Below are 17682 nucleotides of genomic sequence, written 5' to 3'. Positions count from 1 at the left end.
TTATAATTAGAAAAAGAGCGCTTTACCAGCCCTCTTTTTAAAAACTTCAATATTGGCGGCACATTAGCCTATATGCCGAAACAGCTTGTTTTATTAATAGGCTCCACCCTCCTTACGTAATCAGACTGGGTAAACCGGATGTTTTCTGTGTGTAAATGTCAAATCTTTTGTCATGTAGGCTGTAAGGCGTTTATTGAGTTCGTCACGTAATGTATCGGCTGGGACAATTGCGTCGATGATCATTTCTGAGGCGAGACGGTATATATTAATGTCCTGCTTGTATTCCTCCCGCTTATCATTGATGAAGCGCGCCCGCTCCTCTTCAGGGAGTTCGGCAATTTTTTTCGCATACACGGCATTTACGGCAGCCTCAGGCCCCATAACGGCGATCTGGGCCGTCGGCAGCGCTAAACAGCAATCCGGTTCAAAAGCGGGCCCTGCCATGGCGTACAAACCGGCTCCATAGGCTTTTCTGACAATGACGGAGAGCTTGGGGACGGTGGCTTCTGACATGGCGGAAATCATCTTTGCACCATGGCGGATAATGCCCGCCTGCTCGACCTTTGTCCCTATCATAAAGCCCGGTATATCGGCTAAGAAAAGCAACGGGATATGAAAAGCGTCACATAAGGTGATAAATTTGGCTGCTTTATCCGCAGAATCATGAAATAAAACTCCGCCTTTTACTTTCGGCTGATTCGCGATGATGCCGACCGGCTGTCCGTCTATCCTTGAGAGTCCTGTAATCAGTTCTGGCGCAAATAAGCCCTTGATTTCAAAAAATGAATCTTCGTCAATCACCCGCTCGATCAAATCCATCATATTAAATGGAGCGTTTTGATTTTTAGGGATCACATCGGATAGCGGTTTCTCAAAACGTTTCGGCGGCCGAGTTTGGCTTGTAGGTGCTTTTTCCATATAGCTTGCCGGGAAATAGGACAAATACGTGCGTGTCAGTTCAATCGCTTCCTGTTCATTCCGGGCGAGAATATCTCCGCATCCTGAGACGGAACAATGCATGCGCGCCCCGCCCATTTCTTCAAGTGAAACCTTTTCGCCGATCACCATTTCGGCCATGCGGGGAGAACCTAAATACATGGATGCATTGCCGTCAACCATGACGACAATGTCGCAAAATGCCGGGATATAAGCTCCTCCTGCGGCAGATGGGCCAAACAGAAGGCAAATTTGCGGAATCCGCCCTGATAATTTGACTTGATTGTAAAAAATTCGGCCGGCCCCTCTTCTTCCCGGAAACATTTCGACTTGATCTGTAATTCTCGCACCGGCCGAATCGACTAAGTAAATCAGCGGACAGTTTAATTTTTCCGCTGTTTCTTGTATTCGAATCATTTTTTCGACAGTTTTTGCTCCCCAAGAGCCGGCTTTTACGGTTGAATCATTTGCCATGACACAGACTGTTTTACCCCCTATTTTTCCGATCCCTGTCACAACTCCGTCAGCGGGGAGCCCGTCGGACATACACTCCGCAAAAAAAGCATCCTCCAGTTCAATCCCGTCATCAAACAAAAGCTTGAGCCGCTCTCTTACAAATAACTTCCCTTTCTTTTCATTGCTTTCGTGATACTTTTGCGCTCCGCCTTTTTGAATGGCATCTGCGCGTTCCTGTCTTTCTATTTCATCATTCATCAGCGATTCCCTCCGTTTATTATTTTCCTTCATAGTTCGCCCGTCTTTTTTCTTGAAACGCCTGTAAGCCTTCTGTTCTGTCTTTTGTGGGAATGGTGATTTCGTATGCTTTTTGCTCGATCGAAAGACCGGTGTTCAAATCTGTTTCTAACCCTTTATTTATAGCGAATTTAGCCTGTCTGATGGCGATCGGGCCATTGGCGGCTATGAATCCGGCAAGCTGCTCGGCTTTTGGGAGAAGGTCGGAAGAAGCTGTTACATATTCAATCAGGCCTATCTCTTTTGCTTCTTGTGCAGATATACGGCGGCCAGTGTAAATGAGTTCCTTTGCTTTTCCTTGTCCGATCAGGCGAGGCAGTCTTTGCGTGCCGCCCGCTCCGGGGATAATGGCAAGACTTGTTTCCGGGAGGCCTAATCGCACATCGTTTGTGGCGATTCTGATGTCACATGCCAGCGCCAGTTCAAGTCCCCCTCCTAAGGCGGTTCCGTTTAAAGCTGCGATGACCGGCTGAGGCAGAGCTTCAATCCTCGAAACAACGCTTTGAATGAGGCTGACACTCCGGCGGACTTGGCTGTGATCCATTCCTCTTCTTTCTTTTAAATCTGCCCCTGCACAGAACGCTTTTTCTCCAGAACCGGTTAGAATGACACAGCGAATGTTCGGATCAGACTCGATTTTTTGAGCCGTGCCCCGCAGTTCATAAAGCATGTCTGCTGATAGTGAATTTGCAGCATGAGACCGGTTTAACGTGACGACAGCTATTGTTTCTTTTCGTAGTGAAAAAAGTACGTTGTTTCCCATTGTGTCTCCTTTCTTGTCAACAAAGCGCTGATGATTTAAAAACTTGCAGGTTACGGCTTGGCAGCGCTTTTCCGAGCTTATTTTCGATCCATTGGATGGCAGGAAGAAGCGTTTGTTGCTCCACACCCGTTTTGATCCCCATTTGTTCAAACATATAAATGGCGTCTTCAGTTGCGGCGTTTCCCGCTGACCCCGGTGCATACGGGCATCCGCCGAGCCCTCCTGAGGATGTGTCAAAGGCGGTAATCCCCATATCAAGGGCTGCGATCATATTAGCAAGTGCGGTGCCTCTCGTATCATGAAAGTGCATGGCGATGTTTTTGGCGGGAAATCGTTTTAAAAGGGCTTCAAGTACGCTTATCACTTGGACCGGATTCGCCGCCCCTATCGTATCTCCTAGTGACAGTTCATCTATACCGAATTCAAAAAGGGTTTCGGAAAGGCGAATCACTTGTTCTATAGGCACATCTTTTTCATAAGGACAGCCAAACACTGTAGATAGGTAGGCTCTTACGGTGAGCTTTTCCTGCTTAGCTTCACGGGTTACTTGACTTAACAAGCGAGCAGTATGATCAATGGGTTTGTTAAGGTTCTTTCGATTATGTGTCTCACTTGCTGACATAAAGATACAGGCTTCATTGATCCCGCCTTCCAATCCTTTCTCTAATCCAAGCTGATTTGGAACTAGGGCCGCATACGTGACACCCTCTGCACGATTGATTCCTTTTGCTACTTCCAGCGCATCGCTAAGCGCGGGTATCCATTTTGGGTGGACAAAAGAGGTGATTTCAATATAAGAAAGCCCAGTCTGTGACAGCATGTTAATCCACGCGATTTTATCCTCTGTTTCTATCCAATGCGGCTCATTTTGCAAGCCGTCACGCGGTCCGACTTCTTTGACGCGGACATTTTTCGGGAATTTCATGCAGCACCTCCTGTTTAAAGTTAAAGGTCCAGTTCGATTAGCACTTCCCCTTCATCAACAAAATCTCCCTCGTTTTTTTTCACTTCTCTCACTTTTCCGGCTGTGTCAGCTACAATCGGAATCTCCATTTTCATAGATTCTAAAATAGCGACCTCCTGCCCTTTTTCAATTTGATCGCCAGCCTTAACGTGGATTTTCCAAAGGTTACCTGCCATCTGAATTGATATAGCACCCATTAAATACCCCTCCTCTTTCTCCTTATTTCTTTAAGAAATCGGTCGTCACTTCTCCCTTTTGAAATGGTTCAGAATGGACGATTTTCTCCAGGAATGGAATATTGGTTTTAATTCCTTCTACATGATATTCACGGAGAGCCGTTTTTAATTGTTCAATGGCTTGGTTTCTGCTTTCTCCTTTTACAATCATTTTCGCAATCATCGGGTCGTAAAAAGGGGATACAGTGCTGCCTGCTGCTACGGCGCATTCATGTCTGACCGCCGGATGCTTTAGCAGGGAGAAAGAAGTGATTTTTCCCGGAGACGGATAAAACGTATTCGGGTCTTCCGCATAAATTCTCACCTCTATCGCATGGCCTCTGCGCTTGATGTCCCGTTGAGAGAAGGCTAATTTTTCTCCCGCAGCGACCTTTAGCTGCTGTTCAACGAGGTCCATGCCTGTGATTTCTTCTGTGACGGGGTGTTCAACTTGGAGTCTGGTATTCATTTCGAGAAAATAAAAGTTTTTATCCTGATCTACTAAAAACTCAATAGTGCCTGCATTGGTATAGCCGATCGACCGGGCTGCTTTGACGGCTGTTTCTCCGATCCTCATTCTCAAGTCATCATCAACAAACGGAGAAGGGGCTTCCTCAATGACTTTTTGGTGCCGCCTTTGAACGGAGCAGTCCCGTTCAAACAGATGCACTGCATTCCCGAAGTGGTCTGCCAGTATTTGAATTTCAATATGGCGTGCGTTTTCGATGACTTTTTCTATATACATGGAGCCGTCGCCAAAAAAGTCGGCCGCTCGCTTTTTATTCCCTTCATATGCCTTTATCAGTTCCTCTTCTGAATGAACGAGCTGCATGCCGATCCCGCCTCCCCCGGCTGAAGCTTTCAGCATAACCGGAAAGCCGATCTTCCGTGCGGCAAGACAGGCTGAATGAACATCCGACTGTGACTCGGAGACGCCTGGGACTACGGGAATATGTGCTTTTTCCATTGCCTTTCTCGCTTCAATTTTGCTCCCCATTTTTGCAATAACAGAAGGCGTCGGGCCGATGAACGTTAGGTTTTCTTTCCGGCAGCGCTCTGCGAAAATACTATTTTCCGAGAGTAAACCATACCCGGGGTGAATTGCATCCGCTTTCGACTCTTTTGCCGCTTCTATGATTTTCTCTATATTTAAATAGCTTTCATTCACTCTCGATTTGCCGACCGGATAGGCTTCTGTCGCCATTTTCGTATGCGGCGCTTCTTTGTCTGCTTCGGAATAGATTGCTACTGTCTCGATTCCGAGATGTTTACACGTCCGGATGATTCTTAACGCTATTTCCCCGCGGTTGGCAATCAGCACTTTTTTAAACAACATGCATACCCTCCTTAGAATGAAGATAGATGAAAATGTTGTATGGCCTTTTCTCTTAATTTGAATTTTTGAATTTTCCCTGAAGCCGTCATGGGATATTCATTTGTGAACACGATATAACGCGGTATTTTATGACGGGCTATTTTTCCTTTGCAATAGGCTTGCAGCTCTTCAGGCGATGCGGTCTGTCTTTCTTTCAGTTTGATCCAGGCAGCAGCCTCTTCCCCGAATTTCGCATCAGGAACGCCTACTACTTGAACATCTAAAACTTTTGGATGCTGATATAATAATTCTTCAATTTCACGCGGATAGATGTTTTCTCCGCCTCTGATCAGCATGTCTTTTAACCTGCCGGTGATTCGGCAGTACCCTTGCTCATCCATGACAGCCAGATCACCAGTGTGCAGCCAGCCGTCAGCATCTATTGCGCTCGCGGTTGCTTCCGGATCTTTATAATAGCCTTTCATGACATGGTAGCCGCGTGTGCAAAGTTCACCCTGCACCCCTCTTGCAACTTCTATGGACGTCCCAGGCTGTACAATTTTGACTTCAATATGCGGCAAAGCGCGCCCGACTGTTTCGACTCTTCTTTGAAGGGAATCATCAGCCCGGGTTTGTGTAATGACCGGAGAGGATTCTGTTTGGCCGTAGGCGATTGTGATTTCTTTCATGCCCATTTTTTCAATGACTGCTTTCATCACTTCAATCGGACAGGCTGAGCCTGCCATGATGCCTGTTCTTAAATGAGACAGGTCGTAAGAAGGAAAATGTTTATGATGGAGCTCGGCAATAAACATGGTCGGGACGCCGTGCAATGCGGTGCATTTTTCTTGTTCGACCGCTGTAAGCACGGCAGCGGGGTCAAACTCTTGTACCGGAATCATGGCCGCTCCCGCAGAAACACAAGCTAAGACGCCAAGCACGCATCCGAAGCAGTGGAAAAACGGGACGGGTATACACATGCGGTCGGTTGAAGATAACTTCATACATTCTGCTATATTGGCCGCGTTGTTGATAACGTTAAAGTGTGAGAGCATTACGCCTTTCGGAAATCCTGTCGTCCCTGAAGTATATTGCATGTTAATGACATCAACACTCATCAGGCTATTCATTCTGTGATCAAGCTCGGTGTCGGAGACTGTCTCAGATAATGTCGCTAAATCATCCCAATGGTACATTCCTGGAGGGCTTTTATCTCCAATAAAAAGAATGGTTTTTAAAAACGGAAAACGATCGGATTGTAATTGGCCCGGTTCTGAATCTTTTAATTCAGGAATCAAACCGTTCAGAATATCTGCATAGGAGGTCCCCCTGTAGGAATCCATTAAAATCAGAGCGTTGGCATCGGAGTGTTTAAGTAAATAGTCAAGTTCTGCCGATTGGAAGTTTGTATTGACCGTTACAAGGACGGCGCCGATCTGAGCCGCAGCAAATTGAGCCGTTAGCCATTCGGGAACGTTGGACGCCCAAACGGCAACGTGGTCTCCTTTTTTGATGCCGAGTTTCATTAGGCCTTTTGCCGTTCGCCGGCATAAACGGTTAAACTGCGCGTACGTATACCGGAGGTTCCTGTCAGGATAAACAACGGCTTCACGATCTGGGTGCCGTTTTGCTGTCTGCTCTAAGAGCTTGCCGATCGTCAAGTCAATCAACTCAGCCACTATGATGTCCCTCCTTATGATGGAAAGCGTTTACATTTTAATTTAGCAGCTGCCTTGCGATTACGATTCTCTGAATTTCTGATGTTCCTTCGCCGATTTCCATCAGCTTGGCATCGCGAAGCATGCGTTCTACTCCGTATTCTCTCATGTAGCCGGAGCCGCCGTGAATTTGGATCGCCTGATTGCATGCTCTTGTTGCCATTTCAGATGCGAACAGCTTGGCAAACGCTGATTCTTTTGTAAACGGGCGCTGTCTATCCTTTAACCAAGCGGCTTTTATAACCATTTGTCTGGCAAGGTCGATTTCCATCGCTATATCCGCGAGTTTAAACTGAATCGCCTGAAAGGAGGAAATAGACTGTCCAAACTGCTTCCGCTCTTTTGCATAGGATAAGGAAGCATCCAGCGCGCCTTGCGCGATTCCCACAGCAAGTGCGGCAATCGAAATCCGGCCGCCATCTAATGTATGCAAAAACTGTTTAAATCCCTTTGAGGAATCGCCAAGCAAATTTTCCGCCGGAACACGGACATTTTCTAAAAGGATCTCCGCAGTGTCCGACCCGCGCACACCCATTTTGTCATAGGGATTTGTAATCGTCAGTCCGGCCGTGTCTGTCGGTACAATTAGTGCAGAGATGATATTTTTTCCAAGTTCGTTTTTGCCTGTGACTGCTGTCACAATGACGGTGCGGGCATAGTTTGCATTGGTGATCCAGCATTTCTCTCCGTTTATGACATACTCATCGCCCTTTCGTTCCGCTTTTGTTTGTGTGCCTCCGGCGTCTGATCCTGCATTCGGTTCAGTAAGGCCAAATGAACCAAGTGCTTTACCGGAAGCGAGCGGGACGAGGTGTTCTTGCTTTTGCTTTTCTGTTCCGAAATAATAAAGCGGACTGGCGCCAAGGGACACCGCTGCCGCATAGCTTAATCCCGTGCTGCCGCATACTTTTCCAATTTCTTCGACGGCTAAGGCATAGGAAATCGTGTCTCCTCCTGATCCTCCGTATTCTTCTGGAAACGGAATGCCCAATAATCCGAGTTCTCCCATTTTGTTAAATGTTTGTACTGGAAATTCCCCAGTTCGGTCAACATATTCAGCTTGCGGGGCGATTTCCTTTTTCGCAAAGTCCCTTACCATTTCACGAATCATCTGTTGTTCTTTTGTCAGGTCAAAATTCATAGCTTTTCCTCCTTTGCGGCTTTCTATCATATTATTAGAAGAATTCTTTATTCATTCCAAACAAAATGAAGTCTGAAAATTCAACTAATGGAGTTTGTCCAACATGCAAAAAAAGGTTAAAAAGAGAATCTCTTTTTAACCTTTGAGGAGGATTAGCGGATGGTGACTTTTTTGGAAGGTGTACTTTCATTGTGGAGCCGGTCTGCTGCTATTACAAAATACGTATATACCTGGCTTGTTTCCGCGCTTTCATCTAAAAACGTTTGGTGATCACCTGTTTTTCGCATTGTTGTCAGTAAATAAGGTTCTTTTTGATTGCCATTTACTCGATAAATGGCATAGTAAGCGGTTTCTTTTGTTTTGTTATTTGACTTGTGATCTTCTATGTGCAGTGTGTTACCCTCATCTGAGCTCACAATACGTTTGACTTTCGGTTTTTTTGGCGCCTTTTGATCTAACCATGGCATGTCAGGAACTAAGGCAGGCTTGTTGTAGAGTTCATTGATGAACCGATCCTTAAGTCCGAGCGGATTTTTGTTGAGATCTTTAAGGCTGAAATGGATACTGCCTCTGACAAGCTCTGATTGGCGGTTTAATGTAATTTGTCTCGCATACTCATCGGGATCAGACCAGGCGGGGTCACTATTGTTATTGATTTTATAGGCTGCCTGCCCAATGTATAAATGAACGGGCCTGTTCCTTACTTCATTGCTCCACCATTGGGTTAACACGTCATAAGCAGCCGCCTTAAAACCGATGCTCCAGTATATTTGCGGCGTAATGTAATCTATATCGCCCTTTTGTATCCATTCTCTTGTATCAGCATAAAGATCATCATAGTTGGTTACCCCGGCTGTTGTGTCTGAGCCGGTCGGGTCATCCGCCGCATTTCTCCACACGCCGAACGGGCTGATGCCGAATTTTACATATGATTTTTCTTTTTTAATCGTGGTATTGATATGGTTCACGAGCTGGTTGACGTTGTCTCTTCGCCAATCGTCAATTTCATCAAAACGGTCTTTTCCGTATTGTTCGTACGTTTCGGTGTCGGGAAATTCTTGGCCTTGAATTTTATACGGATAAAAATAGTCGTCCATATGAACGGCATCAATATCGTACTTTTTCACGACCTCTTCGATTCCTTTCACAATAAAATCCTGCGCTTTCGGGATACCTGGGTTATAGTAAAGCTGGTTTCCGTATGCAACAACCCAATCCGGATGCTTTCTTGCAGGATGGTCTTGAGACAGTTTATTGATATCTGTGTGGTTCATTGTGATACGGTAAGGATTAAACCAAGCGTGGAATTCGAGGTTTCTTTTGTGCGTTTCTTCAATCATAAAAGCCAGCGGATCATAGCCGGGATCTTTTCCTTGTGTGCCTGTCAAATATTCCGACCACGGTCCGTATTCAGATGGATAAAAAGCATCCGCCGTCGGCTTAATTTGTACGATGACCGCGTTCATGTTCATGTCTTCGGCATCATCCAGCAGCTTGATATATTCTTCTTTTTGTTTTTCAGCTGTTAACCCCTTTTTGGAAGGCCAATCAATATTTACGACAGAGGCGATCCATACGGCCCGCAACTCTCTATTTGCATAATGGCCCGCCTCTGCTTTGCTCATGCGCGGAACGGTGATTAAGCAAGTTCCCATTATCAATAAGCTGATCAGGAAATAAGCTATCCGCTTCTGGCAGCCTCTCATGTTGTTCCTCCTCCGATGAAAATGTACTTCAGAATACGTTATTACGATATTCTTGCGTGACGGAAGAGTGATTGAAAGATTGAAACATCATGACAGATGCCTATGTGAGATAAAAAAAGACCCAAAGCTGAATGTCGCTTTGGATCTTTTTATGTATGATTTTCTTTTGCGGCGTTTTTCAAGAACGCAATAAGCTTCGTGCCGACTCCCACTATTGTTTCCAGAATAGCCTGAGCCCCGGCGATGGACAAAATAAAGATCACGGGAACTGCAATGCCCGGCAGAAAAAGATAGCCGAAACCAACGCATATGGCGCACCAAATGCCTGCACACCAATAGCAGTTCAGCATGTAGCCAAAATTAGATTTGGGAACGCTTTTTTGGTCAACATGGCCTTTATCATCAACTATTCTTTTTTGTTTCATAAAAGGCTTTCGGATGAATTCTGTAATTTTGTCAAATACAATCAAATGTGTGAGCCTGTAGCTCGCGAGGATGAGCATGATATAGGTGATCCCAGAGAGTTTTTCCATACAAGCCTCCAATCAGCGTTTTCCCTATCTTTCCCATGCTTGCCTCTATCAATTCTTATGACATAAGGAATTACTCAAAACATAAAAAACCAGACAGGGAGCTTTATCTCCTGTCTGGTTTATAGGAATCTCAGCGATTGTGCGCCGCTGTCTTTTCACCAGTACCTACGCTTTTTAAAATATCGTGAATGATTTCGCCGTTCTGTGATACATATGACGCTTCGAGCATGTCTTTATGCGCGCCGGCCCCCGTGTATTCGCGGCAGCCTCCTTTAGAGGCCTCATTCCATTTTTGCAGATCGAAAGCAGAGGCGTCCTTTGGCTGGATGCCTGCTTCGATGAAATGGATGTTTGCGTTGATTTGGCCGTCATTTGATAACTGTGCCCAGTATTCTTGGTAGTTTTTCTTCTTTTTGATGACAGCTTCTCTGACTGATTCAGGCAAGCGCTGAGCCGCTTCGTCGCTGTCATTGCTGTTGTCGATAGAAGTCACACCTTTTCGATAGGCGTCCACTATGATGTAATCGGCGACCTCCAGCCCTCGCTGTTCCATTGCTTGAACTACCTCGAATGCCAAGTTTCCGCCTGCTGAGTATCCCAAAAGGACATATGGACCTTCAGGCTGTATATCCATTATTGTGTTCACGTATTGTTCAATACGCTGATCTTCCTCAATGAAATTAAAGCCGTACACAACAGCTTTATGATCCAGGTGTGACGCAAGATCTTTGAAGAAAATGCCGAATCCTGAAATAGGCGGAAAGCAGAAAAGGTTTTGCCTGCCGTTTGAATTCAGTTTGCTTACCTGTTGATCTTCAGCCGCTGACATCTGTTGGGAGTAAAGTCTTTCAGCAAGCTGTTCAATTGTCGGATTCTCAAACAAGAATTCAATCGGTACGTCAATCTGCTGGCTGCTCTTCATTTGATGAATGACTTGAAGAGCTTTGAGCGAATGTCCGCCAAGTTCAAAAAAATCATCCCGAATGCCGATATGGCGTACGTTAAGTATTGATTGCCACATGTTGACCAGTTCTTGTTCAACCCAGTTTCGCGGCGGTATGGTTTCTTTCTGATTAACAGAAACACGGTCCGGAACCGGAAGCGCGCTTCGGTTGATTTTTCCGTTTCCGGTAAGCGGCATGCGGTCAAGCCGCACCCAGTGCTGCGGAAGCATATAGTTTGGGAGCGCTGATGATAAAGTAGAGCGGATGTCCGCCTCATCTATATCTTCATCCCCGACATAATAAGCAAACAGCTGTGTTTCTTCTCCTTTATCTGCGATGGTGACCGCCGCTTCTTTTACTCCCTCGATTTCCATTAAGCGCGCTTCGATTTCGGCCGGTTCAATTCGCTTTCCGCGTATTTTGATTTGCCGGTCGATCCGGCTGATATATTCCAAATTACCGTCTGGAAGCCATCTGGCTAAATCACCCGTACGGTACATTCTCTCTCCCGGTATGTAAGGGTGCGGTTGGAAAGCAGCTACCGTCAAATCAGGCTTGTTCAAATATCCTTTTGCCACGCCGTCCCCGCCGACACATAACTCACCGGGAACACCGATCGGCTGCAGGCGCCCATTAGAATCCAGAATGCAGGCTGAGGAATTACTGATCGGCTTTCCGATCGGGATCGGATTCGCATAATCACGTTTGATTTCAAAATATGTTGAGAATGTTGTATTTTCTGTCGGCCCGTAAATGTTATACAACGCAAGTTTCGGGCACGCATGTCTGACCGAATTAATGAGAGCTGGCGACAATGCTTCTCCTCCGACATATAACGTGTGCAAATGGCAGAACATGCCCGGATGAACCTGTGCCAACTGATTAAAGAGGGCCGTCGTTAAAAATAGCACCGTTATTTTGTTGTCATGCAAATAGGCACTGAAAACAGCAGGCGTTAACATTGTTGATTTATCAACAACATGCAGGCATGCACCCTTTAACAGGGCCCCGAAGATCTCAAAAGTAACAGCATCGAAGCCGATTGAACCGGTCAAAATAAATCGGTCGTTGGTTGAGGCCGCTGTGTAATTGCTGTCGCATACAAGTGAAACGACATTACGGTGAGTAATCATTACCCCTTTAGGCCGCCCTGTTGAACCGGAAGTATACATGATATAGGCCAAATCATCAGGAGCGTGCCTCACAATTACTGGTTCAGTGTTTTCGTTAAGAGACGCCTCTGCATCGGCAATGATAACTTTTCTTGGGAAGTCAATGTCTATCTGCATTCCTTTTTGCATAACAAGCATGGATGCTTCGCTTTCTTCAAGCATATAGACAAGCCGCTCCGGCGGGAGTTCCGCATCCAGCGGCAGATAGGTTCCGCCGGCCTTTAAAACAGCTAGAATACTGATGATGAGTTCGGGAGAATGCTTTGCCAAGATTCCCGCTATTCCGCTTTTTCCAAGGCCATTTTCAAGAAGCTGACGGGATAATGCATCAGATCTTTCGTCAAGTTCTCGATATGTCATTGAGGCGTTTCCTGAGACGAGTGCCGTATGCTTCGGTGTCTTTTCTGCTTGCTCCCGAAACAGCTCGATGATGGTCTTGTCCTTTGGATAGTCGGTCTTTGTATGATTGAACTGCTCGAGCATACGGGCCTTCTCTTTAGCATCAATTACAGAAATGTCAGCAACGGGAATATCCGTATTCTCCGCAATACAGCGTAAAGCTTGTGTAAGATGATCGCGCACGCAGGCTATCCATGCAGGATCAAATACGTGCGAATTATAGCTGAACTTGATGACGAGTTCGTCACCAGGAGCGATAACGAGATTAAAGTTGTATCCCGATTGCTCTGACACTTTTACATTTTCTATTTCAAAAGGCGCATCAGCATGTCCCGCTGAGTCTGCCACTTTTTGTTGTAAGGGATAATTTTCAAAGACGATAATATGGTCAATTAATTCTTGCTTCAAAGCTGTTTTTGACTGGATATCATATAAAGGTTGAAAACTGAAGTGCTCAGCGTCCAGCATATTTTGCTGGCAGCGTCTAAGCAGCTCGGAAAATGTTTCTCCTTCTCCTGTCTGAATACGCACCGGTACTGTATTAATAAACAGGCCGATCATGGTTTCAACTCCCGCGATCTCTGAAGGCCTCCCTGATACCACAGCGCCGAAGACAACATCGTTTGTTCGGTTATAGCGCTGCAGCAGCACTCCCCATACGGTCTGCATGAGTGTAGCAAGTGTAGATTCGTGTTGTTTGGCGATTGATTTTAGTTTACCCGTCAGCTCTTGATCCAGTGCAAATGTCAGCTCTTCGCGTCGGTATCCTTCTTGAATCTCACGGTCAGTAACCCGGGGCAGCGGTGAACGAGTGCCGTAGTTTTCTAAATATGTTGCCCAATAAGCAGCTGCCTCCTCCTTGTCTTGATCTGCCAGCCAAGAAATATAGGTGCTGTAGGGACGGACCGGCTCCAATGATATGGGATTGCCGGAATGGATAGATTGATAGAAATGCGTAAATTCCTGCAAGACGATTCCAAGACACCAGCCGTCCATTAAAATATGGTGGTGGCTCCAAACGCAGATATGCTTCTTGTCATCTAGTTTTAATAGAGAGATTCGCATAAGTATATCTTTTTGCAAATCAAACCCTTTCGCCTTGTCTTTTTCCTTGAATCGCTCAATAAAGCTGTGCTGCTCTGTTTTTGACAGGTGCGAAATATCCTCATTGCAGACAACCAATTGCCGATCCTCCAGAACAACCTGCCGGGGCCCCGTCAAATTCGGGACATGCGGCAGGAAGACCGATCTGAATATGTCATGCCGGCTGACGACTTTTTGTATGCTGCGCTGAAACCAATCATAATTGAGGCTTCCTTTTATCGTGAAGAGCGACTGCTCGATATAAGCTTCCTCTTTTTCATGCAAGAAGGAATGAAAAAGCATTCCTTCCTGCATGTGAGACAGAGGATAAATATTTTTGATTTTTTTGGTTTTATCCATAGAGTCTGCACCTTTCTTCCCGTATTGATTAAAGGAGGCTCAGCATATCATTGATATCTTTAAGCGCATCCTCGGTTAGTTCACGATCATCAAAGTCGCTGACGGTTTTCTCAGCTTCTGTTTTGTTTAGACAGTGTTTAATCAGCTGCAGTAAATAACGATGACAATTCGCGCAGAGCTTTTCGATTGTTTCTTTATGAAAACGCGCAGTTTCGTATGTCATGTTGAATGTCAATTTTCCTTCTGCAATCAGAGCACTGATGTCCAGCGATTGTTCCCGATTCCATGAAGGACTAATGTCCTCTCCGTTTCCTACAGGAGAAAATGTAAATGTATCTGGCTCAGGTTCTTGCTGCTTAGTATCATTGCCGATTTCAAATTGACCAAGGTAATTGAAGCTGATGTCCGGCGCATGGCTGAACTTGATGTCTGCTTTTTCAGGCGGCGTTACATATTTGAGAATGCCGTACCCGAAACCTTTATCCGGTACGCGTCTTAAGGTGTCTTTTGTTGTCTTCAGCACGCGGCTGATAGATTCTTCACTTTTTTCAGCTGGTGTTTCTGAGTCCAATTTAAGTAATACCGGATAAATAGCCGTAAACCATCCTACAGTGCGGCTGATGTCAAGGCCGTCTAACACATCTTCACGGCCATGGCTTTCCAGTAACACTTTGACGGCAGGACGCTCGGCCCAGTCCTGTAAAGCAAGGACGGCAGAAGCCAGCAGAAGATCTTGAGTATCTGTATTGTAAGCCTTGTTGACTCGGGTTAGCAGCGCCTCAGTGTCCTCTTCCTTCAATGTGAACGAAACAGTCTCCCGTTTTTCCTTAGCTGATGTCTGATCCATTGTCTCTTTTGAGGGCAAGGCTTCAATCTGATATTCTTCCGCTTCTCTCCAATACTCTTTTTGCCGAAGCAGCTGTTTGTTTTCTGCATATTCGGCGACTTTATCCGTGTATGCTTTGAATGAATCTGTCTTAGGAGGCAGTTTAATGTCCTCTCCATTTAAAGCCTGAGTATACCCGGACGCCAGATCTTCTAAAATCACACGCCATGAAACACCGTCCACTGTCAGGTGGTGAGCTGCAAGAAACAGGAAGTCACCGCCTGCAGTGCGGAATAACCCCGCTTGGAACAACGGCCCTTTCTCTAGGTTCATCCCATGCTGAATGTTTGCCACATGATTTTTTATAGCCGCTTCGGACCATGCGGGTTCAGTCGGTGATCCGTCTACCAGTGCCTTCAATTCAATGATCTGGAGTCCGTACAATGCTTCCTCAGACGCACCGATAGGCAAATTGAACTGACTCCAGTTTTCACGTCCGTTCTTCGGAAAAATTAACCGTAATGCATCATGATGTTCGACAATGGCTTTCAAGGTTTTACGGAGCGCTTCTTCATCCACTGGAGTCTCCCGGTACAGCATGACTGACTGGTTGAAATGGTGTTTTTCCTCAAAGTCTTGAGACAGAAACCACTTCTGGACAGGAGACCACTGGACCTCGCCCTCCACGGGGCCTTGGCTGGCATTTTCCTTGGAGGCCCGGATATAGCATGCCAGTTCTTTAATTGTCGGATAACGGAACAAATCTTTAATGGACATTTGTTTTCCGTACCGATGCAGCCGCGCCGACACCTGTAATGCTTTGATTGAATCTCCTCCGAGCTCGAAAAACGATTCATCCGTTCCGATTCTTTCTGCACCCAGCACTTCTGTCCAGATGTTAGCCAATTCTTTTTCCATAGCTGTTTCTGGAGCTTGGAAGCTGCGCTTGGTTTGTCCTTCATGTACAGGCTGCGGAAGTGCCCTCCGATCCAGTTTTCCATTTGGCGACAAGGGAAGAGCATCCAGTTTTAACAGGAAGGCAGGGAGCATATAAGCCGGCATGCTGCTTGCCAATGCGGCACGCACGCTTTCAACACTTGTTTCTGGCTCTGTGACGATATATGCGCACAGTTCCATCTGGCCGAGAGGCGTTTCACGTGCTAAGACTGCCGCTTCTTTTACTCCGTCTGTGCGGCGCAGGACGGTTTCAACTTCTTCTATTTCCACTCTGTGCCCTCTGATTTTAATCTGGTCATCCATCCGTCCGATATATTCAAGCGTGCCGTCTGCCTGCCACTTCGCCATATCCCCTGTTCGATACATTCGTTTTCCAGAATGAAAAGGATGCTGAACAAAAGTTTGTTCGGTCAGTTCGGGAAGGTTGACATATCCTCTGGCAAGTCCGGTTCCTGCAATGCACAATTCCCCGGCGACACCGATCGGCTGCAGATTGTTTCCATCTAAAATATAGACTTGTGTATTGTTTATCGGCCTTCCGATACTTATCGTTTTCTGCCGTTCTAAATGTCTCATCGCCGTTGTAGCTACACTGTTTTCTGTCGGCCCATATTCATTGGCAAGCTCTGTATTTGGTGAAATGGCCAAACTTCGATCGGTTAATTCCCTGTCTGCGGCTTCGCCTGCCAATGTTACGATTCTAAGTGTCTGAACATCTTCAGGCTTCAATACATCCAAAAGCGCCCTATACAGGACCGGAACGATAATCATATGGGTGATGCGATAATACGCAAGATTATGCTTAATGGCGAGTATATCTTTGGCTTCTTCCTCTTCGGGCAGCACGACTTTCGCTCCTGATAAAAGCGGTGTGAACATGCTGGTCACAAAACCGTCAAATGCAAAGGAAAAGAGCTGAAGCACTGTATCTTCTTCATGTAAAGCGTAAGCATTTCTGCGCCATTCGAGGGTATTGGCTATTCCTCTGTGTTCGACCATTACCCCTTTAGGCTGTCCTGTTGTTCCTGATGTGTAAATGATATATGCCAGGTTGTGAGAATATGAATATTCAGGCAGACGGGAAGCATCATTTTCACACACGTCTTCAAGCAGCAGAACTTCACCTTTATAATCTGCCGGTGCTTTATGGGCCGCAGCACTGACTGTGACTAGCAGTTTTGCGCGGCTGTCACTCAAGATATAATTCTTACGCTCCCCAGGATACTCCGGATCTAGAGGAACATAAGCTCCGCCAGCTTTCCAGATTCCCAGAATAGCCGCTGTCATGCTGAATGAACGCGGCGCCAATACACCAACCGCTGTGTCCGGGCCTACACCCTTAGCGCGTAAAGTCCGGGCGATTCTGTTGGACCACTGATCCAGCTCTTGATAGGTAAGTGTTTTTTCAGCGCTGACAAGAGCTGTTGCTTCTGGTGTTTTTGCCGCTTGTGTTTGAAAAAGCTCTTGAAGCGTTTGGTCTTGAACATGCGTTTCAGTTACGTTATTAAAACCATTCAGCAGCAGGTCTTTCTCCTTCTGGGTAAGGATGCTGATGTCCCTCAAAACTGTCTGCGGGCTGTGAGCGATCTCGTACAGCATGTTGGATAAATGAGATGCCCAGCGCTCTATCGTTTTCTTTTGAAACAGTGCTGTCGCATATTCAAATTGCAGATGAATTTCTTTGTTTCCTTCAGCAGCTTGCAGCGTTAAATCGAATTTAGATACAGGGTGGGAAGCATCAGCCGGTTTCAGCTGAAGTCCATCCATTGTCAGCTGCTCATGCTCGATATTCTGCACGACGAGCATTGCATCAAACAGCGGATTGCGGCTTGTGTCCCGATAAACGTCCAACTTTTCGACCAGTTCTTCAAACGGATAATCCTGATGTTCATAAGCC

The 17682-nt window shown here is 46.1% G+C and carries 11 protein-coding genes; all 11 read right to left on the bottom strand.

Translation table 11 applies throughout. From position 1 onward, the window contains the following. Positions 1 to 120: 120 nt before the first annotated feature. Positions 121 to 1650 (bottom strand): acyl-CoA carboxylase subunit beta, encoded by a 1530-nt coding sequence (locus GXP75_RS00055; RefSeq protein ID WP_214914174.1) that lies wholly within the window; start codon positions 1648 to 1650, stop codon positions 121 to 123. A gap of 19 nt (positions 1651 to 1669) precedes the next feature. Continuing rightward, on the bottom strand, positions 1670 to 2452 hold the full coding sequence (locus GXP75_RS00050; RefSeq protein ID WP_242555899.1) for an enoyl-CoA hydratase: 783 nt from the start codon (positions 2450 to 2452) through the stop codon (positions 1670 to 1672). A gap of 16 nt (positions 2453 to 2468) precedes the next feature. After that, a complete protein-coding gene (locus GXP75_RS00045) occupies positions 2469 to 3377 on the bottom strand; it encodes a hydroxymethylglutaryl-CoA lyase (protein ID WP_242555898.1) in 909 nt (302 codons plus the stop codon). A 20-nt stretch (positions 3378 to 3397) separates the two neighbouring features. Further along, the gene (locus tag GXP75_RS00040; protein ID WP_003328769.1) at positions 3398 to 3613 is read right to left on the bottom strand and encodes an acetyl-CoA carboxylase biotin carboxyl carrier protein subunit; all 216 of its coding nucleotides are present in this window, start codon (positions 3611 to 3613) and stop codon (positions 3398 to 3400) included. A 22-nt stretch (positions 3614 to 3635) separates the two neighbouring features. Further along, positions 3636 to 4964, bottom strand: a complete 1329-nt coding sequence (locus tag GXP75_RS00035; protein ID WP_242556267.1) for an acetyl-CoA carboxylase biotin carboxylase subunit — start codon at positions 4962 to 4964, stop codon at positions 3636 to 3638. Between the two features lie 14 nt (positions 4965 to 4978). Further along, positions 4979 to 6625, bottom strand: coding sequence for an AMP-binding protein (locus GXP75_RS00030; RefSeq protein WP_242555897.1), 1647 nt, complete (start codon positions 6623 to 6625; stop codon positions 4979 to 4981). A gap of 37 nt (positions 6626 to 6662) precedes the next feature. Continuing rightward, complete coding sequence (locus GXP75_RS00025) at positions 6663 to 7805, bottom strand: acyl-CoA dehydrogenase family protein (RefSeq protein ID WP_242555896.1); 1143 nt, start codon at positions 7803 to 7805, stop codon at positions 6663 to 6665. Positions 7806 to 7957: 152 nt separating this feature from the next. Next, positions 7958 to 9511: a glycoside hydrolase family 10-like protein gene (locus GXP75_RS00020; RefSeq protein ID WP_242555895.1), complete on the bottom strand. Its 1554-nt coding sequence runs from the start codon at positions 9509 to 9511 to the stop codon at positions 7958 to 7960. 149 nt (positions 9512 to 9660) lie between these two features. Then, the gene (locus tag GXP75_RS00015; RefSeq protein ID WP_242555894.1) at positions 9661 to 10044 is read right to left on the bottom strand and encodes a DUF1360 domain-containing protein; all 384 of its coding nucleotides are present in this window, start codon (positions 10042 to 10044) and stop codon (positions 9661 to 9663) included. Positions 10045 to 10174: 130 nt separating this feature from the next. Then, positions 10175 to 14002 carry a non-ribosomal peptide synthetase gene (locus GXP75_RS00010; RefSeq protein ID WP_242555893.1) on the bottom strand — a complete coding sequence of 1276 codons (3828 nt, stop codon included), beginning with the start codon at positions 14000 to 14002 and terminating at the stop codon, positions 10175 to 10177. Between the two features lie 28 nt (positions 14003 to 14030). Then, on the bottom strand, positions 14031 to 17682 hold a 3652-nt coding region (locus GXP75_RS00005), incomplete at its 5' end, for an amino acid adenylation domain-containing protein (protein ID WP_242555892.1).

Source organism: Bacillus sp. HU-1818 (assembly GCF_022695965.1).
Lineage (GTDB): Bacteria > Bacillota > Bacilli > Bacillales > Bacillaceae > Bacillus > Bacillus atrophaeus.
Note: the sequence above shows the minus strand (reverse complement) of the source record. Positions and strands in the feature narration are given on the sequence as shown.